General features: G+C 66.6%; 21 protein-coding genes and 1 tRNA gene. 12 read left to right on the top strand and 10 right to left on the bottom strand.

What is annotated here, in order from left to right:
* Positions 1-10 precede the first annotated feature (10 nt).
* The 4 genes from Q0Q36_RS16635 (at position 11) to Q0Q36_RS16620 (ending at position 2,919) form a co-directional block, all read left to right on the top strand.
* Entirely contained in the window at positions 11-538 is a 528-nt protein-coding gene (locus Q0Q36_RS16635) for a DUF1697 domain-containing protein (RefSeq protein WP_293799389.1), read from the top strand.
* The gene (locus Q0Q36_RS16630) at positions 538-984 is read left to right on the top strand and encodes a VTT domain-containing protein (protein WP_293799387.1); all 447 of its coding nucleotides are present in this window, start codon (positions 538-540) and stop codon (positions 982-984) included. The genes Q0Q36_RS16635 and Q0Q36_RS16630 overlap by 1 nt, the downstream gene beginning before the upstream one ends.
* Positions 985-1,104: 120 nt before the next feature.
* A complete protein-coding gene (locus Q0Q36_RS16625; RefSeq protein WP_257733118.1) occupies positions 1,105-1,455 on the top strand; it encodes a RidA family protein in 351 nt (116 codons plus the stop codon).
* An 18-nt stretch (positions 1,456-1,473) separates the two neighbouring features.
* Positions 1,474-2,919 carry a hypothetical protein gene (locus Q0Q36_RS16620; RefSeq protein WP_293799385.1) on the top strand — a complete coding sequence of 482 codons (1,446 nt, stop codon included), beginning with the start codon at positions 1,474-1,476 and terminating at the stop codon, positions 2,917-2,919.
* A 16-nt stretch (positions 2,920-2,935) separates the two neighbouring features.
* Here Q0Q36_RS16620 and Q0Q36_RS16615 read toward each other — a convergent pair whose 3' ends face one another.
* Positions 2,936-4,084 (bottom strand): aminotransferase, encoded by a 1,149-nt coding sequence (locus Q0Q36_RS16615; protein ID WP_293799383.1) that lies wholly within the window; start codon positions 4,082-4,084, stop codon positions 2,936-2,938.
* A 349-nt stretch (positions 4,085-4,433) separates the two neighbouring features.
* On the opposite strand from Q0Q36_RS16615, the gene Q0Q36_RS16610 reads away from it, so the two are divergent.
* The 3 genes from Q0Q36_RS16610 to Q0Q36_RS16600 all read left to right on the top strand — a co-directional run bounded on the left by Q0Q36_RS16610 (position 4,434) and on the right by Q0Q36_RS16600 (position 8,795).
* Positions 4,434-5,978, top strand: a complete 1,545-nt coding sequence (locus tag Q0Q36_RS16610; RefSeq protein ID WP_293799382.1) for a cobyric acid synthase — start codon at positions 4,434-4,436, stop codon at positions 5,976-5,978.
* Between the two features lie 111 nt (positions 5,979-6,089).
* On the top strand, positions 6,090-6,686 hold the full coding sequence (locus Q0Q36_RS16605) for a TetR family transcriptional regulator (RefSeq protein WP_293799381.1): 597 nt from the start codon (positions 6,090-6,092) through the stop codon (positions 6,684-6,686).
* Between the two features lie 153 nt (positions 6,687-6,839).
* Positions 6,840-8,795 (top strand): SDR family NAD(P)-dependent oxidoreductase, encoded by a 1,956-nt coding sequence (locus tag Q0Q36_RS16600; protein WP_293799431.1) that lies wholly within the window; start codon positions 6,840-6,842, stop codon positions 8,793-8,795.
* Here the strand turns inward: Q0Q36_RS16600 and Q0Q36_RS16595 are convergent.
* From Q0Q36_RS16595 to Q0Q36_RS16580, 4 genes are all read right to left on the bottom strand, one after another.
* The gene (locus tag Q0Q36_RS16595; protein WP_293799380.1) at positions 8,719-9,648 is read right to left on the bottom strand and encodes an NAD-dependent epimerase/dehydratase family protein; all 930 of its coding nucleotides are present in this window, start codon (positions 9,646-9,648) and stop codon (positions 8,719-8,721) included. The genes Q0Q36_RS16600 and Q0Q36_RS16595 overlap by 77 nt on opposite strands.
* The gene (locus Q0Q36_RS16590) at positions 9,641-10,654 is read right to left on the bottom strand and encodes a glycosyltransferase family 4 protein (RefSeq protein ID WP_293799379.1); all 1,014 of its coding nucleotides are present in this window, start codon (positions 10,652-10,654) and stop codon (positions 9,641-9,643) included. Before Q0Q36_RS16590 ends, Q0Q36_RS16595 begins: the two co-directional genes overlap by 8 nt.
* Before the next feature lie 84 nt (positions 10,655-10,738).
* The gene (locus tag Q0Q36_RS16585) at positions 10,739-11,188 is read right to left on the bottom strand and encodes a hypothetical protein (RefSeq protein WP_265057093.1); all 450 of its coding nucleotides are present in this window, start codon (positions 11,186-11,188) and stop codon (positions 10,739-10,741) included.
* A gap of 136 nt (positions 11,189-11,324) precedes the next feature.
* A complete protein-coding gene (locus Q0Q36_RS16580) occupies positions 11,325-12,587 on the bottom strand; it encodes a GGDEF domain-containing protein (RefSeq protein WP_293799377.1) in 1,263 nt (420 codons plus the stop codon).
* Positions 12,588-13,013: 426 nt separating this feature from the next.
* Between Q0Q36_RS16580 and Q0Q36_RS16575 the strand changes: the two genes are divergently transcribed.
* Together Q0Q36_RS16575 and Q0Q36_RS16570 are read left to right on the top strand one after the other, a co-directional pair.
* Positions 13,014-13,775 (top strand): PAS domain S-box protein, encoded by a 762-nt coding sequence (locus Q0Q36_RS16575; RefSeq protein WP_293799376.1) that lies wholly within the window; start codon positions 13,014-13,016, stop codon positions 13,773-13,775.
* 77 nt (positions 13,776-13,852) lie between these two features.
* Positions 13,853-14,185 (top strand): hypothetical protein, encoded by a 333-nt coding sequence (locus Q0Q36_RS16570; RefSeq protein WP_293799375.1) that lies wholly within the window; start codon positions 13,853-13,855, stop codon positions 14,183-14,185.
* A 15-nt stretch (positions 14,186-14,200) separates the two neighbouring features.
* Here Q0Q36_RS16570 and Q0Q36_RS16565 read toward each other — a convergent pair.
* A tRNA-Gly gene (locus Q0Q36_RS16565) sits at positions 14,201-14,275 on the bottom strand.
* A 114-nt stretch (positions 14,276-14,389) separates the two neighbouring features.
* Positions 14,390-15,478, bottom strand: coding sequence for a 2'-deoxycytidine 5'-triphosphate deaminase (locus Q0Q36_RS16560; RefSeq protein WP_293799374.1), 1,089 nt, complete (start codon positions 15,476-15,478; stop codon positions 14,390-14,392).
* A 194-nt stretch (positions 15,479-15,672) separates the two neighbouring features.
* Between Q0Q36_RS16560 and apaG the strand changes: the two genes are divergently transcribed.
* Both apaG and argE read left to right on the top strand, forming a co-directional pair.
* Positions 15,673-16,065, top strand: coding sequence for a Co2+/Mg2+ efflux protein ApaG (gene apaG / locus Q0Q36_RS16555; protein WP_257733099.1), 393 nt, complete (start codon positions 15,673-15,675; stop codon positions 16,063-16,065).
* Positions 16,062-17,240: an acetylornithine deacetylase gene (argE, locus tag Q0Q36_RS16550; RefSeq protein WP_293799373.1), complete on the top strand. Its 1,179-nt coding sequence runs from the start codon at positions 16,062-16,064 to the stop codon at positions 17,238-17,240. Before apaG ends, argE begins: the two co-directional genes overlap by 4 nt.
* 142 nt (positions 17,241-17,382) lie before the next feature.
* Here argE and Q0Q36_RS16545 read toward each other — a convergent pair whose 3' ends face one another.
* Genes Q0Q36_RS16545 through Q0Q36_RS16535 form a run of 3 tightly spaced genes read right to left on the bottom strand, consistent with a single transcriptional unit; the run spans position 17,383 to position 20,575 of the window.
* Positions 17,383-18,390: an Hsp33 family molecular chaperone gene (locus Q0Q36_RS16545; protein ID WP_293799372.1), complete on the bottom strand. Its 1,008-nt coding sequence runs from the start codon at positions 18,388-18,390 to the stop codon at positions 17,383-17,385.
* Positions 18,390-19,310, bottom strand: a complete 921-nt coding sequence (gene argF / locus Q0Q36_RS16540) for an ornithine carbamoyltransferase (protein ID WP_293799371.1) — start codon at positions 19,308-19,310, stop codon at positions 18,390-18,392. Before argF ends, Q0Q36_RS16545 begins: the two co-directional genes overlap by 1 nt.
* A 44-nt stretch (positions 19,311-19,354) precedes the next feature.
* Complete coding sequence (locus Q0Q36_RS16535) at positions 19,355-20,575, bottom strand: aspartate aminotransferase family protein (protein ID WP_293799370.1); 1,221 nt, start codon at positions 20,573-20,575, stop codon at positions 19,355-19,357.
* 544 nt (positions 20,576-21,119) lie between these two features.
* Between Q0Q36_RS16535 and Q0Q36_RS16530 the strand changes: the two genes are divergently transcribed.
* Positions 21,120-21,668 carry a GcrA family cell cycle regulator gene (locus Q0Q36_RS16530; protein WP_293799369.1) on the top strand — a complete coding sequence of 183 codons (549 nt, stop codon included), beginning with the start codon at positions 21,120-21,122 and terminating at the stop codon, positions 21,666-21,668.
* Positions 21,669-21,696: the final 28 nt, after the last annotated feature.

The following is a 21,696-nucleotide window of genomic DNA, read 5'->3' as shown; positions in this document are numbered from 1 at the left end:
CACACGCGCGATGACGACCTATGTCGCCCTGCTGCATTCGATCGTGCTCGGCCCGGGCAAGCGGCTGGTGATGGCCGACCTGAAAGCCATGGCGGCAGAACTCGGCTTCGCCGATCCGCGCACTTGGGTCGCCACCGGCAACATGATCTTCGAGGGCGAGGAGGCACCGCTTCCGGAGATCGAGGGCCGGCTGGAAGCGGCCTTCGCGGCCCGTTTCGGCAAGCCTGTCGACATCATCCTGCGCACGGCGCCAACCTGGAGGCGGCTCGCCGCCCGGAATCCCTTCCCCGGCAGGAACGGTGCCCATATCGGCATCCGCGTCATGCGCCAGCCACTCGGGCCCGAATTTCTCCCCCGGCTCGAGGCTATCGCAACGCCCGGCATGGGCCTTGCGCTTGTAGACGGCGATCTCTGGATCGATTTCGCGGGGGAGCCGAGCGAAGCAAGGCTGCTCTCGCATCTGACGACCAAAAAGCTCGGCATCGGCACGCTGCGCAATGCCAACACGGTCAAGGCGCTGGCCGCGATGCTCTCGTGATGCTCGACCTCTCATCCCTCACCGCGATGGCGGCCGCGGCCTTCGTCGCCGCAACGCTGCTGCCGGCTCAGTCGGAAGCCGTCTTCGTCGGGCTGCTGGCGGCGAAGAGCGTCGATCCGCTCGCACTCTTCCTGACGGCAAGCATGGCGAACACGGCCGGCTCGATCCTCAACTGGTGGCTCGGCCTGATGATCGCGCGCCACGGCGTCGACAAGCTGCCGGCCCGCCTGCGGCCCGATCCCAAGCGCTTCGCCCAGGCACAGAGCCTGTTCGCCCGCTTCGGCTGGCCCTCGCTACTCCTTGCCTGGCTGCCAATCGTCGGCGATCCCTTGACCTTCGCGGCGGGGACGCTGAACTACCCGTTCTGGCGCTTCACCGTCCTCGTCTTCATCGGCAAGGCCGGACGCTATGCGGCGCTCTGGGCGGGCTGGGCGAGCTTCGCCTGAGCGTTCGGGAGCCCGCGGATCGCATTTTTGGCCGATACTTCCCTTAGGTCATCCGCATATCGTTTGCGAAACCGGACGGGCCGGGCTACCAGCGAGGCGTCCGTTCAAGGAGATCAGACTATGAGCATTCAGCGTATCGGCGTCGGCCCGCGCATGTCCAAGGCCGTCGTGCACGGCAACACCGTCTATCTGGCCGGCCAGGTCGCGGACAAGGCTGCCGGCAAGAGCGTCGGCGAGCAGACCGCCGACATCCTCGGCATCATCGACGGCCTCCTGGCCGAGGCCGGCACCGACAAGACGAAGCTGCTGATGGTCAACATCTGGCTCTCCGACATGTCGACCTTCGCCGAGATGAACGCCGTCTGGGACAAGTGGGTCGTCGCCGGCGCCACGCCGGGCCGGGCCACGGTCGAGGCCAAGCTGGCTGCGCCGCAGTTCACGGTCGAGATCGCGGTCATCGCCGCGAAGTAAGTCGATTTCGATCGCCGCGTGTCCGGACGGGCCCGCGGCGATCCCAGCATCATCGGACCGGAGCAGGAGGCAGCCATCAGCCAATCCGACCAGATCGCTCCGCTCCTGGCGCGCGTCGCCGGACATCGCGGCATATCGCCGATGGCGATGGCGGCCATGATGGCGGACTGGCTGCGCCGCGCCGGCTCCTCCTTGCCAAGCGAGAGCCTGCTCGATCGCAAGGCTACCGATTTTCTTGCGCTGGCCGCGCGCCTGACTGCAACGCTGGGCGACACCGAGATCAGGCGCCTGCGTGGCGAGGCAGCCAAGGCGATCACCGAGGGGCGCTTCCCCGAAGCCGACAAAAACCTCGCCCAGGCCGAGCTCCATGCCATCGGTGGCTCTTCCGACCTGTCGGCGCTCCCGCTCGAACGGCGGCTGCTGATCGGCGAAAATCGCGCCGACCGGGCCGCGCTCAGTTTTCTGCGCACCACGGCCGAGGCTTATCGCGAAGCCGCCGCCCGCTTTGGCGAAGCCTCCGCCCTGATCGGCCTCGCCGCGATCGACCGCAGCCGCGATACGGCACTCGACCAGGCGAAGACGCTGGCCCGGATCAGCGAGGATTTCGGCGGTCGGGAGGGCTATGACGCCGCTATCCCCGCCCTGCGACGGCTGCTCGAAGGGCTGGACAGCCTGGCCGATACCGTCGCCTTCGCCGAGGCCCAGGAAGCGCTCGCCGCCTCGCTCGACAAGCTCGGCGCGCTGACCAGCGACGCCAAGCTGCTCGACCAGGCTCTCACACATTGCCGGGCCGGGCTCGAAGATCTCCGCCATGACGAGGCGCCCGCGCTCTGGCGCGCGCTGAAGCTGCGGTTGGGCCGGCTCGCGGTCAATCTCGGCGTCTCGCAGAAGGATGACAACCTGCTGGAGGAGGCGGTCGCGACCTATGCCACCGCGCTCGCCGTCTGGAAGCGCAGCGACGACGAGGCCCGCTGGCTCGAAGCCGAGCACATGATCTCGCGCGCCCGCGCGACGCTCGGCCGGCGCCGCAGCGACTTGTCCCTGCTGGAGCGCGCCTTCAACGGACTCAACCGGGTCTCCCAGGCGACGGACCGCGGCCGCACGCCGATGCGCTGGGCCGAACTCCAGGACCAGATGGGCAGCGTGCTTGCCGCAATGGGCGAACGCTATAGCGAACCCGTCGTGATCGAGGAGGCGATCGCCGCCTTCGCCGCCGCGCTGGAAGAATATCGCCAAGACCGCGCACCGCTGCTCTGGGTGCAGACACGGGCCAACCAGGCCGAGGCGATGCTCCAACTCGCGCGCCGCAACAAGGACAAGGCGCTGGCGCAGCAGGCTTTGGCGCAGTTGATGGCGGCGACCCAGGCCGCGCTCAAGGCGGCCAATGGAAGCGCGGTTGCAGCCGATTTGCAGAAGCGGCTCGGAGCGGCCGGCGTGGTTGCAGCCAAGCTGATCGAGAGCTGATCCCGCCGCCCCTCTCTCAACGCGGCCGGCGTGCCACCAATCGCTCCAGCGCGGCATCCAGCGTCGCGTCGCGCTTGGCGAAGCAGAAGCGGACGACGTTCTTCACCGCGCCCTCGGCATAAAAAGCGCTGACCGGGATCGCGGCGACACCATTCTCGGTCACCAGCCTGCGGCAGAAGTCGACATCGTCGCTCTCGCCGAGCGGGGCGATGTCGACATTGAGGAAATAGGTGCCGGCGCTCGGCAGCACGGCAAAGCCGAGATCCCGCAAGCCGGCTGCGAAGCGATCACGCGAGCGCTGGAAATCGGCGCGCATACCCTCGTAATAGCCGTCATCCTTGCCGAGGCCATAGGCGACGGCGGCCTGAAGGTTCGGCGGCGTCGTGAAGGTGAGGAACTGATGCGCCTTGGACAGCACGCGCATGATCGCCGGCGCCGCCATGACGAGCCCGACCTTCCAGCCGGTCAGCGAGAAGATCTTGCCCGCCGAGGAGATCTTGACGGTGCGCTCGCGCATGTCAGGACGTCCGAGCACGGAGGCATGGCGATGTCCGTCGAACACGACATGCTCCCAGACCTCGTCGCAGATCGCGATCGCGTCATGCCGGACGCAGAAATCGGCGAGCAGGTCGAGATCGGCTTGGCCGAAGATCGTCGCGGTCGGGTTCAGCGGATTGTTGAAGAGCACGACTTTCGTCTTCGGCGAGAAGGCTTTTGCCAGCGCCTCTTCGGTCAGGCCGAAATGCGGCGGGGTCAGCGTCACGAATTTCGGGATGCCGCCGGCGCGCCGCACCAGCGGCAGATAGGCATCATACATCGGCTCGAACAGCACGACCTCGTCGCCGGGCGTGATCAGCGCCATCAGCGCGCCGGCGATCGCCTCGGTCGCGCCGGACGTCACCATGATCTCGCTGCTGGGGTCGAGATCGAGCCCCTGCCAGTGCTTGTAATGCTTCGCCGCGGCCTCGCGCAGCTCGGGCAGTCCCATCATCGGCGGGTACTGATTCCAGCCGTCGACCACCGCCTCGGCCGCCTTCCGACGCACGTCGAGCGGGCCGGGATCGTCCGGAAAACCCTGGCCGAGATTGACCGCGCCGGTTTCGCGCGCGAGCTGCGACATAACCTCGAAGACGGTCGTGGGGAGGGCGGAGAGGATCGGATTCATCTGGGGTGGGATCGGCTCGGCGAAGGCGGGAGCCGAGGGTTTAACATGTCGGACCGGCCTGCGCACCCGGCGGAAAACCGGTCTCGGGGCTGCGCAGAAAATAGCGAATGATGAATGTTGACATTCGTCAGCGTTCAGTGTTTATTCAGTTCAGCCGGCCTTCGACGGACGCCCGTTGCGACTTCGCCCCTTTGGCGCAGCAGGATGCCGTAGGAGGCCGGCAAACCTTGTCAGGATGATGCAAGCCGTCTCCCGACGCGCGAGCTCCGCGCCAAACTCTCCCACTCTCCTTGCGTGAAGATTGCCGCTGCCGGTTTCCGCGCCTATGCGAACCGCGCTAAGCAGGCGCATGGCCCGCTCCCCCGTTCCCGCGATTATGATCCTCGGCACCGGCTCCAATGTCGGGAAGTCGCTGATCGTCGCCGGACTGTGCCGGCTTTTCGCGAATCGTGGCCTGAAAGTACGGCCGTTCAAACCCCAGAACATGTCGAACAATGCCGCCGCGACCGGCGCAGGCGAGATCGGCCGGGCACAGGCGCTGCAAGCCCGCGCCGCCCGCATCGCTCCTCATCCCGACATGAATCCGGTGCTGCTCAAGCCGGAAGGCGAGCAAGGCAGCCAGATCATCCTGCAGGGCCGCGTCGCCGGCCGCCTCGCCTCGCGCGACTTCGCCCGGCGCGGCGATTTCCTGCCGCAGGTCCTGGAGAGTTTCGAACGCCTTGGCGACGGCGCCGATCTCGTGATCGTCGAGGGCGCGGGATCGCCGGCGGAGACGAATTTGCGCGCCCGCGACATCGCCAATCTCGGATTTGCGCGCGCGGCGAATGTCCCGGCCGTGCTGATCGGCGATATCGACCGCGGCGGCGTGATCGCAAGCCTCGTCGGAACCCATGCCGTGCTCGACGCCGAAGACCGGGCGATGATCCGCGCCTTCGCGATCAACCGCTTCCGGGGCGCTGTCGAATTGTTCGCGCCCGGCGTCGCGACGATCGCGGAAGCGACGGGCTGGCCCAGTCTCGGTGTCGTACCCTGGTTTGCGGATGCGGTGCGTCTGCCGGCGGAGGACGGACTCGACATCCGCTCGGAGCGGAAGTCCGGCGCGCTGGTCAAAATCGCGGTGCCTGTCCTGCCGGGCATCGCCAATTTCGACGATCTCGACCCGCTCAAGCTGGAGGCGGACGTCGATCTCGTCATGATCGGGCCGGGTCAGCCGCTGCCGGGCGACGCCGACCTCGTCATCCTGCCGGGCTCCAAGACGACGCTGCGCGATCTCGCTGCACTGCGCCGGGAGGGTTGGGATATCGATATCCTCGCCCATCGCCGCCGGGGCGGGCGTGTTCTCGGGCTGTGCGGCGGCTATCAGATGCTCGGCAGAGTCGTACGCGATCCGCTCGGGCTGGAAGGGCCGCCCGGAGAAGCGCCCGGCCTCGGCCTGCTCGATGTCGAGACCACGCTTGATGCCGAGAAGACCGTCCGCGAGGTGGATTTCAACGACGCCGGGAGCAGCGCTCCGGGCCGGGCCTACGAAATCCATCTCGGCCGCACGTACGGTGCCGACACGGCCCGCGCGCCGTTCCGGGTCGAAGGGCGCGCGGAGGGGGCGGCGAGCCCGGACGGGCGCGTCGCCGGCAGCTATCTGCATGGCGTCTTTGCTTCCGACGCTGTGCGCTCCGCGTGGCTCTCTGCCATCGACGACCAGCGGCGTGGATCGAGCCTGCATTACGAAGACGCGATCGAAGCGACCCTGGATGCCCTTGCAGCGCATCTGGAACGCCATTTCGACACCGAAGCGCTGCTCGAACTCGCCCGAACCCGCATGTCCGCCCGGCCGGTCATTTCGGGAACCGCAATCGCCCCAGGTGGTTCTCCTGACAGGAGCGAGCAGGAGGATTGATGCACATCAAGGCAAAAGTCTTTATTCACCATTACGTTGACGAATGACGAAATTCGTCATAACGATCAATTCTTCACCGTTTTCGTTTAAAACAACCCAGCCGGCGGCGCCGTGAGTAACTCCGAACGCGATACCAGGCAGACCATCGTCGACACCGCCGAGCGCTTCTTCCGCGATATCGGGTACCAGAAGACGACCGTGGCGGATATCGCCAAATCCCTGCGGATGAGCCCCGCCAACGTCTATCGCTTCTTCGACTCCAAGAAGTCGATCAACGAGGCCGTGCTGGAGCGCTACAAGCGCGAGCAGGAAGAGGCGATCGCCACTATCGCAGACGAGGACCGGCCCGCAGCCGAGCGCCTGCGCGACATTCTCGCGACCTCCTATCGCCTGAACGCCGCCCGCTTCGCCGGTCATGCCCGGATGCAGGAAATGGTCTGCGCCGCGATGGAGGAGAGCTGGGACGCGATCATCGCCCATATCGAGCGTTTCGACGTCGTGCTGCGCCGTGTCGTCGCCGACGGCATCGCGCGCGGCGAGTTCCGGCCGATGGAGCCGGCCCATGCCACGGGCTGCATCCGCACGGCGATGATCCGCTTCATGCACCCGCTGCTGATCACGCAATGCGAATGCATTCCCGGCCCGGATTCGGACGCGATGATCGCCTTCATCCTCAGCGCGCTGGAAGCCAGGCCGCAAGCCCGCTGAGCGACTTCGCCCGGAAATGCGCTAGTTCTTTGAATTTGCGCCGGCTTTATTCGAAAACCGCGCCCCAATTTTCGGGCCGATGCTCCAGGCGGTCCCCGCCCGACGCGTTGACAAGCCGCCGAGGGAGCGGGATACCGCCCGGACATGGCCATCCTGCCCAAACAGAATCTCAAGAAGCTCGCCGTCGTCCTGCATGACCTCGCGGTCACGGCGCTGGCGATCTGGCTCGTCTTCGTCGTGCGGTTCGAGGGCGCGCTACTCGACGAGCATCTGCGCTACCTGCCGCGCTTCCTGCCCTTCTTCGTGGCCTATGCCGGGCTGATCTACTGGCTGTTCTCGCTCTACCGCTCGAAATGGCGCTTCGCCTCGCTGCCGGACCTCTCGAACATCGTCAAGGCGGTCTCCGTTCTGACCGTCTCGCTCCTCGCGGTCGACTATGTGCTGGTGGCGCCGAACTTCTACGGCGCCTTCTATTTCGGCAAGATCTCGATCGCGCTGTACTGGCTCGTCCAGATCGCGCTGCTCGGCGGGCCCCGCCTCGCCTATCGCTATTTCAAATATGCGCGCTCGCGCACCACGGCCGTACGCGAGGCGAACCTGCCGGCACTGCTGCTCGGGCGTGGCGTCGAGGTCGAGATGGTGATCCGCGCCATGGAAGCCGGCACGATGCGGCGCCTGCGGCCAGCCGGCATCCTCTCGCCACGCAGCGACGATCTCGGCCAGTCGATCCGCGGCGTTCCGGTGCTCGGGCTGCTCGGCGATATCGAGCGGATCGCGGGCGAGGCGATGGAGCGCGGCGAAGCCTTCCGCCGCATCGTCGCCACGCCCTCCGCCCTGTTGCCCGAGGCGCAGCCGGAGAGATGGCTGGCACGCACGCGCAAGCTCGCCTTGCCGATCTCGCGCATCGACAGCCTCGGCGAGGGCGTGCGCGACACCGAGGTCGCGCCGCTCGAGATCGAGGATCTGCTGGTCCGCTCGACCGTTTCGATCGATCGCGAAAGGCTGGGCTCCTTCCTGAAGGGCAAACGCGTCATCGTCACCGGCGGCGGCGGCTCGATCGGGTCCGAGATATGCCTGCGCTGCGCCGCCTTCGGCGCGGCCGAGCTGCTCGTGGTCGAGAGCTCGGAACCCGCCCTGTTCCAGATCACCGAGCAGCTCGCGGTGCACGCGCCTGACACCGCCGTCTCCGGCGTGCTGGCCGATGTGCGCGACCGCGAGCGCATCATGCCGCTCTTTGCCGGTTTCAAGCCCGACATCGTCGTCCATGCGGCAGCGCTCAAGCACGTGCCCTATCTGGAAGCCGACTGGAGCGAGGGCATCAAGACCAATATCTTCGGCTCGGTGAACGTGACCGACGCGGCTGTGGCCGCCGGCGCGCGGACCTTCGTGCTGATCTCCACCGACAAGGCAATCGAGCCGGTCTCGATGCTGGGCGCGACCAAGCGCTTCGCCGAGATCTATGCGCAGTCGCGCGATGCCGAACTCGTCGCCGCGGATTCCGGCATCCGCCTCGTCGCGGTACGCTTCGGCAACGTGCTCGGCTCGGCCGGCTCGGTGGTGCCGAAATTCAAGGCCCAGATCGCCCGCGGCGGCCCGGTGACGGTCACCAGCCCGGAGATGATCCGCTATTTCATGACGATCCGCGAAGCCTGCGACCTCGTGCTGACCGCTGCCTCCCATGCCCGCGCGAGCGAGGCCGAGGCCGAGCGGGCCGCCGTCTACGTGCTCAAGATGGGCCAGCCGATGCGGATCATGGACCTCGCCGAACGAATGATCCGCCTCGCCGGCTTCGAGCCGGGCGAGGATATCGAGATCATCGTCTCAGGCGTCAGGCCCGGCGAGCGCTTGAACGAGATCCTGTTCGCCCGCGACGAACCGATGGCCGAGACCGGGCTCGACGGCGTGATGGCCGCCAAGCCGATCTTCGCCGGCCGCGCCCGGATCGAAGCCTGGCTGGCGCAGTTGCTGGCCGCCGTGAAGGCCAACGACCATGCCGCGGCCAATGCCGTGCTCGACGAGGCGATCCCGGATTTCAGCTTGCGCGACTCGCGGCAGCCAGCCGCGCCAGCGCAGCCTTCGTCTCTGCCTGCGGCCGCCAGCCAGCACTGAGCAGGCGCTCCGGCCGGGCGACGAGGCTACCCGCCAGCTTCAGGAAGGTCTCCTCGCGACCCGCAAGGCGCGCCAGCCGGCGCAGCCAGGCCTCGGGCACAGGCAGCAGGCCGGGACCACGCCCTGTGCCGGAACGCATCGCCGCCAGCATATCGGAGACGCTGATCGGCTCGGGATCGGACAGCGCATAGGCCCGTCGCGCCGGGCAGGCAGGGGTCAGCGCGAACAGGATGGCGCTGGCTAGGTTCTCGACGGCGAGCAGCGAGCGTGGCGCCTTCAAGCCGCCGAGGGGCAACGGCACGGGCAGGCGCGCCAGCCGGAGCAAGGCGGCCATATTGGCCTTCACACCCGGCCCGTAGATCAGGACCGGGCGCAGCGCGATCCAATCGAGGTCGAGCGCGGCAAGCCCTTGCTCCGCCGCGAGCTTTGAGCGGCCATAAACGTCTCCGGGCGCGGGCTGCGCGTCCTCGCGCAGCGGCGGACCGTCGGAGGCGGCGGTCATGGCCTTGATCGAAGAGAGATAGACGAAGCGGCCGACCCCGGCTGCTTCGGCGGCACGGGCGAGCTCCAGCGTGACCTCGGTGTTGATGCGCCGGTAGAGTGCCGCGTCGAGGCCCGGCCCGGCATGGGCGAGGCCGGCCATGTGCACGACATGGTCGACATCCTCGAGCGCGACGCGCCAGTCGACGGGCATTATCAGATCCCCGGTCACGACGGCTTCCGCTCCCGCCGGGACCGCCTGCGGATTGCGTTGGGCGAGCCGCGGCCGATAACCGGCCTGCAGCAGCGCCGCGACGACATGCGGCCCGACGAAGCCGCTCGCACCGGTGACGAGGACGCGCTTCTCAGCCATGGCGCGGATCTGTGGCGAAGCGATGCAAGAGCAGGCCGGTGAGCAGGGCGGCGATTGCCAGGCAGGCGAATTGTACCCAAAGAGCCGGCCAGACCAGCGATGCGCCCGCGAGCGCGACAAGCGCGAGATTGAGCAGGGCGACCCGGCCGACAACGCCCATCACGCTGAAGCCGTTCGTCGTCGCCTGCTGGTAGAAATGCGAGCGATGGGCTTCCCAGACCTTCTCGCCGCGGGCGAGACGCCTGAGCAGTGTGATCGTGGCATCGGCGATATGATAGAACGGCAGGATCAGGGCCGCGGCGAAGGCGCCCGTACCGGCCAGCCGATAGAGCAGATAGGCCGTGACGAGCCCGATCGGCAGCGAGCCGACATCGCCGAGGAAAAGGCGCGCCACCGGCCGGTTGAAAGGGGCGAAGCCGAGGAGGCCGCCACAGAGCGCGGCGGCAAGCCAGCCCGTCACCGGATCGATCACGCCCGTCATGGCGGCGAGCGCTAGAGCGGCTGCCAACGGCACCATCCCGGCAACGGTTATCCAGTCGAGCCCATCCATGAAATTGACGAGATTGACGAACCACACGCCCGCCAGAAGCGCCAAAGCCCGCTCGACCGACAGGGGCATGATTTCGGGGAACAGGCGCAATTCCGGGGCGGCGCGGAACAGCACGAAGCCGACGCAGGCCGCCTGCAGAACGAGCCGGATGCTTGCCGGCAAGGGCCGGATATCGTCCCAGGCGCCGACGATGCCAAGTCCCGTCACCGCCAGGAAGAGCACCAGAACCGCGCGAGCCGCTTCGCCCTCGACGGGCGCCAACCAGAGCGCCCCTCCCAGCGCTGCGAAGGCGCCGGCGAGAACGGCGATACCGCCACCCTGCGGCGTGGGTATCTTGTGGCTGGAGCGCGCATTAGGCCGCGCCAGCGCATAGCGCAGGAGAAGGGGGCGCAGCCCCACGCACAGCACCGCCGCCAGGACGGCGGCGGTGACGCAGATTACGAGAGGGCGGAGCACGTTATCCAAAGTGCCCGCAACATAGTCGAGGTGGCGCAAAAGCCTAGAGGCTGCGCCGCCTTATCCGCGCGAAGCGGCTTGGGGTTAGTTCCGGAAGCCGATCAGCACGCCATCGGCGCCGAGCTGGAGCTGCAGCCCCTGGCGACGGGTGGCGAGCTTGAGCGTCACGCCCTTGTCGTTGCGCAGCCAGGTCGTGCCGCGGCCTGCATCACCGACAGCCCAGCCTTCCTTCAACTGGACATAGGCGCCGGCGAAGTCCGAGACGCGATGCAGCCCGTAGACCGTACCGGATGCAACCGAGCGCGCCGCGCCGATCGAACCGATGCCGAGCCCGCCGACCGTGACCGGATAGGAACGGCCGCGATAGCGCAAGGTGCCGCCCCCGGCCTCGCCGGAGGCGATGAAACCGGCCTGGACCTGCTCGAGCCGCACGGTGCCCGTCGACGGGCCGAGCGCGCGCTGCTGCGCCAGGGCCGGCGTGGCCAGCATCAGAACGGCCGCGATGGTGGTGGTTGTCTGCCTGATCGTCATCATATCCTGCTCCTTGCGCCGAACCGGTGGCGCAGCGGATCAACCCGCGAAACGCGGATTCGATCCCAAGGCACGCAAGGATTGTCGTGTGCAGGGCGCGCAACCGGAAAACCGCGGCCCTATCGAGGCGGAAGGCGGGTTACTTCCCGCCCTTCTCGTTGCGCAAGGCGTTGGCGACCTGGTCGACGAGACGGCGCGGATCGGGATGCCCGTCATATTCGATGACGCCGACATTCAGCGTGTTCTGGAGCACCGTCTGGCCCTCGATCGAGAAATGGGTCGCGGCATAGCTCTCGACGATGCTGCGAGCGAACACCGCCGCCTCCCTGGCATCGGCCCCGACGCGAATGATCAGGAAGGTCTCGCGGCCCATGCTGAAGACCGTGTCGCTCGACCGCACCGCGTTCAGCAGCATGGCAGCCGTCTGCTGGACGACCGTGTCGGCGCCGGCCTCGCCGAGGCGCGCACGCAACGCGTCGAACTGCGAAATCTCCAGCATGATCATCGAGAAAGGCCGGCTCGTCCGGCGGCGCAGCGCGACCTCGCGGGAGATGGCCGCCCGCAGATAGCGGCGGTTCAACAGGCGCGACAGCGGGTCCCTGGCGCTGCCCATGTCGAAGGAATGGCTGAACTGGACGCTCAGGAGATTGTTGATCTGGCCGGCGATCATCCTGATCTCGCGCAGATGCTCCTCGCGGCGCGCCGCCTCCACTTCATCGCGCAATTGCCGGACATGGCCGTCCGCTTCGCCGACGAGTCGGGCGATCGACGCATATTCCGCGGTCCGGCCGAAGAGCAGGTTCGCCCTGTGGGAGAACCACAGGCCGAATTCGGAGCGGCTCAGCGGCAGCACGCCACCCGCCTCGCCGGCAATATGAGACCCGAAGAAGACCGCCTGTGCCCATTCGGCGAGGGACGCCTTCTGCTTTTCCCGCTCTGCGCGGAAGTCATGATCGATCGAGACCTGACGAAGCGCCTCTTCCGCCCGCAGATTGCGATCGAGCCCGCTGATATGGGCGGCAACGATCGCTGCCGTCGCGACATCGATCACGCCCGCGACGTAGAGCGCCGCCTGGACGAACTCGTCACGCGACAACCGGGTGTGCTTGAGATTGTTGTAGATGCCGCGCTTGAAGACGCGCGCTGCAAGCAGGCTCAGCGAAGTCGGAATCTGGATGCGGGCATGGGTCGACCCGATCTCGGACTGGCGCATGAGGAAGGGCGTCGCTTCGATCGGCTCCTTCGGGAATGTCTCGACGAGCCATTGCGACAGCGCGCCCCGAAACCGCCGGGCGATGACCTCGTTGTCGAACAGGGCCTGAATCCGGACATGGCGCGCGAGATCCCGCCAGAGCTCGTCAACCATCTCGTCGGCGAAATGCTTGACGGTGCTTGCTACCATAGCGCGCACAGAGGGCGGTACATTGCTGCTCAAGGTTGAGATTTCAACCTTCAGTTTCGCGAAATCTTCGTCTTCCCAAAGCGCAGCGCTCAGCATTTGACCTTATCCGGCAGAACATAGGCTCCCGACGAGGTCAATCGATAGTATCTTATAGTTATCAAACGACAACAAACCTGCAGCATGCTCATTAAGAGTGCGTTAACCGCTCTTAACGTGTTAACATCCCACGATTCAAAAGCCACAAAATCTGTAGAATAATCGCCCGAAAACCACCTTTCCCTGCAAAACAGCAGCCTAAAATATAAATTTGACCCAAGTGGTTCAACTTGATTAACAAACCGTTGAGCATGCCCTTCAACGACACCGTTCGTTATTTAACTTGGTTAGAGCTTTCTTCCCGGCGTCACATCGCGCCAGGGACAAACAATGGCCTTCAACCTCTTCAGCAGTGGTACTGCTTCAGCGCAGATCGCGGCGATCCATCGCTCCCAAGCCGTGATCGAGTTCGACGTCACGGGAACGGTTCTCTGCGCCAACGAGAATTTCCTGGCAGCGACCGGCTATCAGCTCGCGGAGATCATCGGTCGTCCCCACGCGTTGTTCCTGCGCAAGGACGAGGTCGATGCGCTGGAAGCCCTCCAGCTCACGGTCGCGGAAACCCGTGAGGTCGTCGCGGCCGCAAAGCAGAAGAACCTCAATCCGCGCATCGACATCGCCGACAAGGCCGGCGACCTGCGTAATATCTGCGAGGGCGTCAACGCGCTGATCGAGACGCTCTGCGATGTCGTGACGACGACGGCCGACATCTCCGGCACGCTGTCGACCGGCTCCTCGACGATCAACCAGGACAGCCGCAACCTCGCGCAGCGCACCGAGGAACAGGCCAACGGGATCGAGGAAGTCGCCAAGGTCGTCGCCCATCTCGACGAGATGACGCAGCAGAGCGCGACGATGGTCGAGCAGAGCCATGCGGTCGCCGGCACGCGCGAAGACTCGGCCAAGCGGCTTCAGTCCCTCATCACCTCCTTCCAGATTCCGCTGGAGCGGCTGAGCGGCAAGGTCGACCGCGTGGCCTTCACGCGACCGGCAAGGGGCGAGGCCGAGCCGGCGCCGACCGTCCCCGCCCGGCTGCGGCGCAAGGTGCTGCGCGCCATCAACGGCCGCCACGACGGCTGGTCGAAATTCTGAAACGCCGCCGATCACCCTCCCCTGCCTGCACCCTGCAGCCGCAGCCCGACCGTCACACCATTTTCACGGACAGAACAATGACCCAGGAAGATCTCAGCAGTTGCATCGCCGGGCTGACCAGCGCCCAGATCAGCCTGTTCGGCATCCTGTTCAAGCATCTGGAGAACCACCTGGGCGGCGAGATCAAGCACGACTTCGCCGATGAACTCAGCCGGATCATGGCGATCGCCGAGCAGAGCGGACAGCCGCTCCAGCCCTTCCAGCGCATCGTCTTCGAACATATCGCGGACTGGCTGAAATCGCCGGAACGCAGCTGGACGCCGATCGTGATCGACGGCGCCAGAGCCGCAAAGGGCGCCGCGGGCACGGCAACGCCGTCATCGGCTGGCCAAGGCACTACGATAGGCTGAATTTTCCAGGAAATTTGGAGCGGGCGATCGGGATCGAACCGACGACATTCAGCTTGGGAAGCTGACGTTCTACCACTGAACTACGCCCGCATGCCCTTCACGCTGACGAAGCAGCGCGTGGCAGGCCCGCGTTCATAGCGGGTCCGGGGCCGGGTGTCATCCGGGAATCGCGGGCGATCGCGGGAAGACCGAGCAGGCGCCCGCTCAACCCTTGAAATGCTTGGAGAGCTTGAGCGCCTGGCCCTGGTAGTTCGACTTGAGATCGGCGCCGTAGAGCGCCTCCGGCCGGGCCGCCATGCTCTCATAGACGAGGCGACCGACGATCTGGCCGTCCTCGATGATGAAGGGCACGTCGCGGGAACGGACTTCCAGTACGGCGCGCGCGCCCTGGCCGCCGGCGGCGCGATGGCCGAAGCCCGGGTCGAAGAAGCCGGCATAATGCACGCGGAACTCACCGACCAGCGCGTCGAAAGGCGTCATCTCGGCGGCATAATCCGGCGGGACATGCACCGCTTCCTTGGAGGCGAGGATGTAGAACTGGCCGGGATCGAGGATCATGCTGCCCGAGCCGTCATCGTGGATCGGCTCCCAGAAATCGGCGGCGCGATAGGCGCCGACGCGATCGACATCGATCAGCGCCGTGTGATGCTTGCCGCGATAGCCGAGCAGGCCGTCGAAGCCCGAGAGATCGACGCTGACGGCGACGCCGCCCTGGAAGGAGGGCTCGGCCGCGCTGACCAGCGTCTCGCGCAGGTGGATTTCACCGAGCGCTCGGTCGTCGAGGCGGGTCTCTCCGGAGCGGAAGCGGATCTGCGAGAGACGCGAGCCAGAGCGAACCAGAACCGGGAAGGTGCGCGGCGAGATCTCGATGAAGAGCGGGCCCTCATAGCCGTCCTCGACGAGGTCGAACTCGCGGGCGCGGTCGGTGATGACGCGGGTGAAGACGTCGAGCCGGCCGGTCGAGCTCTTCGGGTTCGCAGCGGCGCGCAGGCCCTTGGGCAGGCGCAGGCCTTCCATCAATTCGGCGATATAGACGCAGTCGGTCTCCAGGACCGCGCCCTGCGTCAGATCGATCTCGTGCAGCGAGAGATCCTCGATCCGGCTGCGCACCGTGCGCTCCGGGCCGGGCAAGAACGAGGCGCGGACGCGATAGGCGCGTGCGCCCAGGCGCAGGTCGAGGCTCGCAGGCTGGATCTGCCCCTCGGCCGGCGACCGCGCGAGCGTGATCGCACCCGCCTCGATGAAGGCGCGGATGGAGCTGTCGGGCTGGATGCCGGGCTTGAAGGTCAGCATGCGCATTCCGCTGGGGACAATCGGTCATAGCTAGCGAAACGGCCCCCCAAGGCCAAGCTTGCCGACAGCAGGGCATGCATAGGCCGCCGGGTTGTCCACGCCAGAATCGCCGCATCCCCGCATTGACGCTGGCGCCGGCTGGCCGATAACACATCACGGCGGCAAAGCCGCGACCGGCCGAAGCGGAGCCTTCGATGTATCAGGCCCAGACGCATGGCGTGCGCGTGACCGCGGCGCCGAGTTTCATGGATGCGGAATCCTCGCATGCGCAGGGCCGCTATTTCTGGGCCTATGCGATCGAGATCGTGAATCTCTCGACGCAGACCGTGCAGTTGATGACCCGGCACTGGTTCATCACCGATGGACGCGGCGAGGTCCACGAGGTCCGCGGCGAGGGGGTGGTCGGCAAGCAGCCCGTGCTGCGACCGGGCGAGAGCTTCAACTACACCTCGGGCTGCCCGCTGACGACGCCTGATGGTTCGATGCACGGTTTCTACGCCATGCAGGACGAAAACGGTACGATCTTCGATGTCGAAGTGCCGCTCTTCCCGCTCGATTCCCCCTATGTGAAGAAGGTTCTGCATTGACCGCCTCCGCTGAAACCGGGCAGCGCTATACGCCGCTCGAGATGCTCGCCCGCCTCGTTGCTTTCGACACGGTGAGCGACAAGTCCAACCTGGCCCTGCTCGATTTCGTCGAGGATTACCTCACCGGCTGGGGCGTCTCTTCGGTGCGCTTCCCCAATGAGACCGGCGATAAGGCCGCCCTGTTCGCCACCGTCGGTCCGCAGGATTGCGGCGGCATCGTGCTCTCCGGCCATACCGACGTGGTGCCGGTGGCAGGCCAGGCCTGGAGCCGCGACCCGTTCACGCTGCATGTCGAGGACGGCAAGGCCTATGGTCGCGGTGCCGTTGATATGAAGGCTTTCCTGGCGCTTGGGCTGGCACTGGTGCCGGATTTCCTGGCGGCGAACCTGAAGATGCCGATCCACCTCTTCCTGTCCTATGACGAGGAGGTGACCTGCCTCGGCGTGGTCGACGGCATCAATGCCATGGGCAAGACCCTGCCGCGGCCGCGCGCCGTCATCGTCGGCGAGCCGACCATGCTCGACATCTGCGACGCGCATAAGGGCGTGCGGACCTTCCAGACCATCGTGAAGGGCTTCGCCGCGCATTCCTCCAAGCCGCAGCTGGGCGCCAGCGCCGTTCATGCCGGCGCGCTGCTTGCGGCCGAGCTCGACCATATGGCGGAGGATGCCAAGCAGCGGCCGGACACGAGCGGCCGCTTCGACCCGCCCTATGACACCATCCATATCGGCACATTCCATGGCGGCATCGCCCGCAACATCCTGGCCGATCGCAGCGAAATCCTCTGGGAGATCCGAACGGTTCCGAGTTCCGATCCCGAAGCCGGCCCCGCCCGCTTCGCGAAGGTGGCCGACAAGGTGCTGGCGCGGATGCGCTCGACCGCACCGAGTTCGGCGATCGAGACGCAGATGACTTCGGATGTGCCCGGTCTGGCGCCCGATCCGGGTTCGGAGGCCGAGCGGCTCGCCATGCGGCTCTCCGGCCGGAACCATACGATCGCCGTCGCCTTTGCGACCGAAGCCGGGCATTTCCAGCAGGCGGGGCTCCCGACCGTGGTCTGCGGGCCCGGCTCGATCGATCAGGCGCACCAGCCGGACGAATACATCACGCTGGAGCAACTGGCGGCCGGCGAGGCCTTCATGCGCAAGCTGATGGCCGAGTGCCAGGCGGGATAAGTTACTCGCCGAGCCGAAATCTCGCGCTCGTCATGCTCGCCCTTTGTGGCGAGCATCCACGTCTTGCACACCGCGTGGCATCGATGACGGCGTGGATGGTCGGGACAAGCCCGACCATGACGGGAGCGGCGTGCTAAAACGCCTATTCGCCCGCCGCCTGACCGTCCTCGACCTCGGCAGGGGCGAAGGAATAGCGCCGCGAGCAAAATTCGCAGGTGACGCCGAGCTTGCCGTCGTCGGCGATCATCGCCTTGCGATCCTCGGGCGCGAAACCGCGCAGCATCGAGAGTACGCGCTCGCGCGAGCAGCGGCAGGCCTCATGCACGGTGACCGGCTCGAAGACGCGGGCGCCGCGCTCATGGAACAGGCGATAGAGCAGCCGCTCGCTTTCCAGCGTCGGGTCGAGCAATTCGTGATCCTCGACCGTCTCGACCAGCGAGCGCGCCTCCATCCAGGCATCGTCGGCGATGCCGTCCGGATCATCGTTGCCGGCGAGGATCTCATGGCCCTCGGGCGCGTCGCCGGGATGCATGTCGGCGGCGCGCAGGCGGTCCGGCGAATGCGGCATGAACTGCACGAGGATGCCACCGGCACGCCATTGCGGGCGCCCGCCGGTGGTGACGGTCCCGACGCCAAGGCGGACCCGCGTCGGGATCTGCTCGGACTGGCGGAAATACTGGTGCGCGACCTCTTCGAGGCTCTGGCGCTTCAGCGGCACGATGCCCTGGTAGCGTGTCGTGGCCGTGCCCTGGTCGACGGTCATGGCGAGATGCCCCTCGCCGAGGAGCTCTCCCGTCGAGACCTTGTCGAGCGCGATCGCCTCGACGAGCTTGGCCTCGTCGATATGGGCGACGGCGCGGAAATTGTCCGGCGCGTTGAAATCGACGACCATCATCGGGATGGCGCCGTCGCTCTTGGTCTGGAGCTGGAAGCGACCCTCGAACTTGAGCGCGGTGCCGAGCAGGACAGTCAGCGCCGCCGCCTCCCCGAGCACGCGCGAGACGGGCTCGGGATAGCCGTGGCGATCGAGGATCGTATCGATCGACGCGCCCAGCCGCACGACGCGGCCGCGCACGTCGAGATCGGGCACGGCGAAGGGGATGACCCGATCGTCGAGCCCGGCGGTATCCATGACGTCGTCCAGGGCCATCAGGCCGCCGCCCCGCCGAAGCACCAGGCCAGGATGCCCTTCTGCGCATGCAGGCGGTTCTCGGCCTCGTCGAAGACGGCCGATTGCGGGCCGTCCATGATCGCGTCCGTGACCTCCTCGCCGCGCGAGGCCGGCAGACAGTGCATGAAGATCGCGTCCTTCTCGGCGCGCTGCATCAGCCTGTCGTCCACTTGGTAGGGCCGCAGCAGGTTGTGGCGGCTGCCTTCCTCGTCGCCCATCGAGACCCAGCAATCGGTGATGACGCAATCGGCGCCCTCGACCGCCTCCTCGGGCCGGTTGGTCAGCGTGATCTTGGCGCCCTGCTTCTTGGCCCAGGCGATCAAGGCCGGCGGCGGCGCCAGCTCCTCGGGCGTCGCGACGGACAATTCGAAATCGAGCCGGCCGGCAGCATGGACCCAGGAGGTCAGCACATTGTTGGTATCACCGGTCCAGGCAATGCGCTTGCCCTCGATCGCGCCCTTGCGCTGCTCGAAGGTCATGACATCGGCCATGACCTGGCAGGGATGCTGGCGCTTGGTCAGGCCGTTGATCACCGGCACCGTGGCGTATTTCGCCATCTCGACCAGCGAATCGTGATCCAGGATGCGGATCATGATCGCATCGACATAGCGCGAGAGCACGCGGGCGGTGTCCGCAATGGTCTCGCGCTCGCCGAGCTCGATCTCATGGCCGGCGACCATCATCGGCGAACCGCCGAGCTCACGAATGCCCACATCGAAGGAGACGCGGGTGCGCAAGGACGGCTGCTCGAAGATGGTGGCGATGACCTTGCCCTCGAGCACGCGGTCGCCGACGGCTGCAGGGGTGCGGCGTCGCGACTTGATCTCCTCGCCGGTGCGCAGGATCGCGCGCAGCTCGTTGCCGGAGAAATCGGAGAGATCGAGGAAATGGCGCGTCACTGGCGCTTCCTTACGCTTCGCTGGTGTGGGTCTTGCGGATGAACTTATTCGGCAGCCGGGCGCTTCAGCGTGGCCTCGACGGCGGATGCTGCCTTGTCGAGACGCGACACCGCCTCGGCCACGTCGGCCTCGGTGATGATCAGCGGCGGCAGCAGGCGCACGACATTGTCGCCGGCGCCGACGACGAGCAGGCCCTGGGCGCGGGCTTCGTTGACGAAGTCGGTGTTCAGCGTGTGCAGCTTGAGGCCGAGCATCAGACCCTCGCCGCGGATCTCGGCGATGACGTCCGGATGCTTGTCCTTGAGCTCGGCCAGCGACTGCTTCAGCCGGAGCGCGATCTGGCCGACATTCTCGATGAAGCCGGGGGCCAGCACGACGTCGAGCACGGCATTGCCGACGGCCATAGCGAGCGGATTGCCGCCGAAGGTGGTGCCATGGGTGCCGAGCGTCATGCCCGAGGCCGCCTCTTCGGTCGCCAGGCAGGCGCCCATCGGGAAGCCGCCGCCGATGCCCTTGGCGATCGACATGATGTCGGGCGTCACGCCGTATTTCTCGTGGGCGAAAAACTTGCCCGTGCGGCCGACGCCGGTCTGGATTTCGTCGAAGATCAGCATCAGGCCGTTCTCGTCGCAGAGATCGCGCAACAGCTTGAGGAAGCGGGCCGGCACCGAGCGCAGGCCGCCTTCGCCCTGGATCGGCTCGATCATCAGCGCGGCGGTTTCCGGCGTGATCGCGGCGCGCAGCGCCTTCTCGTCGTCGAAGGGTACCTGGTCGAAGCCGTCGACCTTCGGGCCGAAGCCGTCGATATATTTCTGCTGGCCGCCGGCGGCGATGGTCGCCAGCGTGCGGCCGTGGAAGGCCCCCTCGAAGGTGATGATGCGGTAGCGCTCGGGATGGCCCTTCGCGGCATGGTATTTCCGCGCCATCTTGATGGCGCACTCGTTCGCCTCGGCACCCGAATTGGTGAAGAAGACACGCTCGGCGAAGGTCGCCTCGCAGAGCCGGCGGGCCAGCCGCTCGCCATCCGGCGCGCCATAGAGGTTCGAGGTGTGCCAGATCTTGCCGGCCTGCTCGGTCAGCGTCTTGACGAGATGCGGATGGGCGTGGCCGAGCGCGTTGACCGCGATGCCGGCGCCGAAATCGAGATAGCGGGTGCCATCGGCCGTGATCGCCCAGGGGCCTTCGCCGCGCTCGAAGGCGACGGGGGCGCGGGCATAGGTCGGAACGAGCACGGACTGGCTGGCGGAAACAGGGGCGGGAGCCATGAGACGAAGATCCTCGCGAAGGGGACGGGTGAGAAACGGATTGGCGCTGAACGGAGAACGACGATCCGGGATGGATGCTGCAGGCATGCAGCCACGATAAGACCCGGTGACGACGTTATCGTCGCACCCAGCTCCTGATCTCTCGTCGCGCCGTCATCCGCATCGTCGGAACCTTGATCCGCCAAACATAAGCGCCGCCCGAGCGGGGCGGCGTCACCTTGTGGATAAATATGCTTAAGGCGGCCGCGACTGTCAATTGAATGCCGCTGGGACAGTGTTGCCGAAAGGATTCGCTTGACCGCTCAATCGCGAATCGTCTGGGGAAAAGCCGAATTGGGATTCGCCGACTCTTGTTCGCGAGTCACCGCAGCTTGTATGGTCGGCTTCGTCAGATACGACATTTCGTGCGGCGCCTCCTGTACCGTCTGTTGCGGCAGCAACGGCTTTGTCTCAGCGACAAAAGCCGCCGGTCCCGGATTCCGTCACGAAGCGCCCTTAAAGGCAGGCCTCGCAAGGGACCCGCCGGACAAGACAGGTGATGCGGATGAACGAAGCCGGAGCATGGACGGAAGAGCGCGTCGAGCAGCTCAAGAAGCTCTGGAGCGACGGGCTGAGCGCCAGCCAGATCGCGGCCGAGCTGGGCAATGTCACGCGCAACGCGGTGATCGGCAAGGTCCATCGCCTCGGCCTCTCGGGCCGGGCCAAGAGCGCGGCGCAGCCCGCCGCGCCGCGCAACAGCGCCCCGCGCAAGGCTCCGGCCCGCTCGCCGAGCCATCCGATGGCCGGTGCAGCCTCAACCCCGACGCGCGGCGCCCATGCGCTGGCGCCGGACTTCGCCCCCGAGGCAGAGATCGAGGTCGAGGCCGCGCCTGCACTGTCCGAGGATGTGGTGATCCCGTTCTCCGAGCGCGTCACCATCATGGACCTGCGCGAGTACATGTGCCGCTGGCCGATGGGCGACCCGACGACCCCCGAGTTCCGCTTCTGCGGCGCCCGCTCGCAGACCGGCCTGCCCTATTGCAGCCACCACGCCCGCATCGCCTATCAGCCCGCCGCCGACCGCCGTCGCGACCGGGGCAAGGTCCGGGCCTGATCGGCTCGCGGCATCGAACAAAAGAAAA

Origin of the sequence: uncultured Allobosea sp. (genome assembly GCF_945957345.1) — a bacterium.
Lineage (GTDB): Bacteria > Pseudomonadota > Alphaproteobacteria > Rhizobiales > Beijerinckiaceae > Allobosea.
The sequence above is the reverse complement of the archived record's forward strand: the minus strand, read 5'-3'. Positions and strand labels throughout refer to the sequence as shown.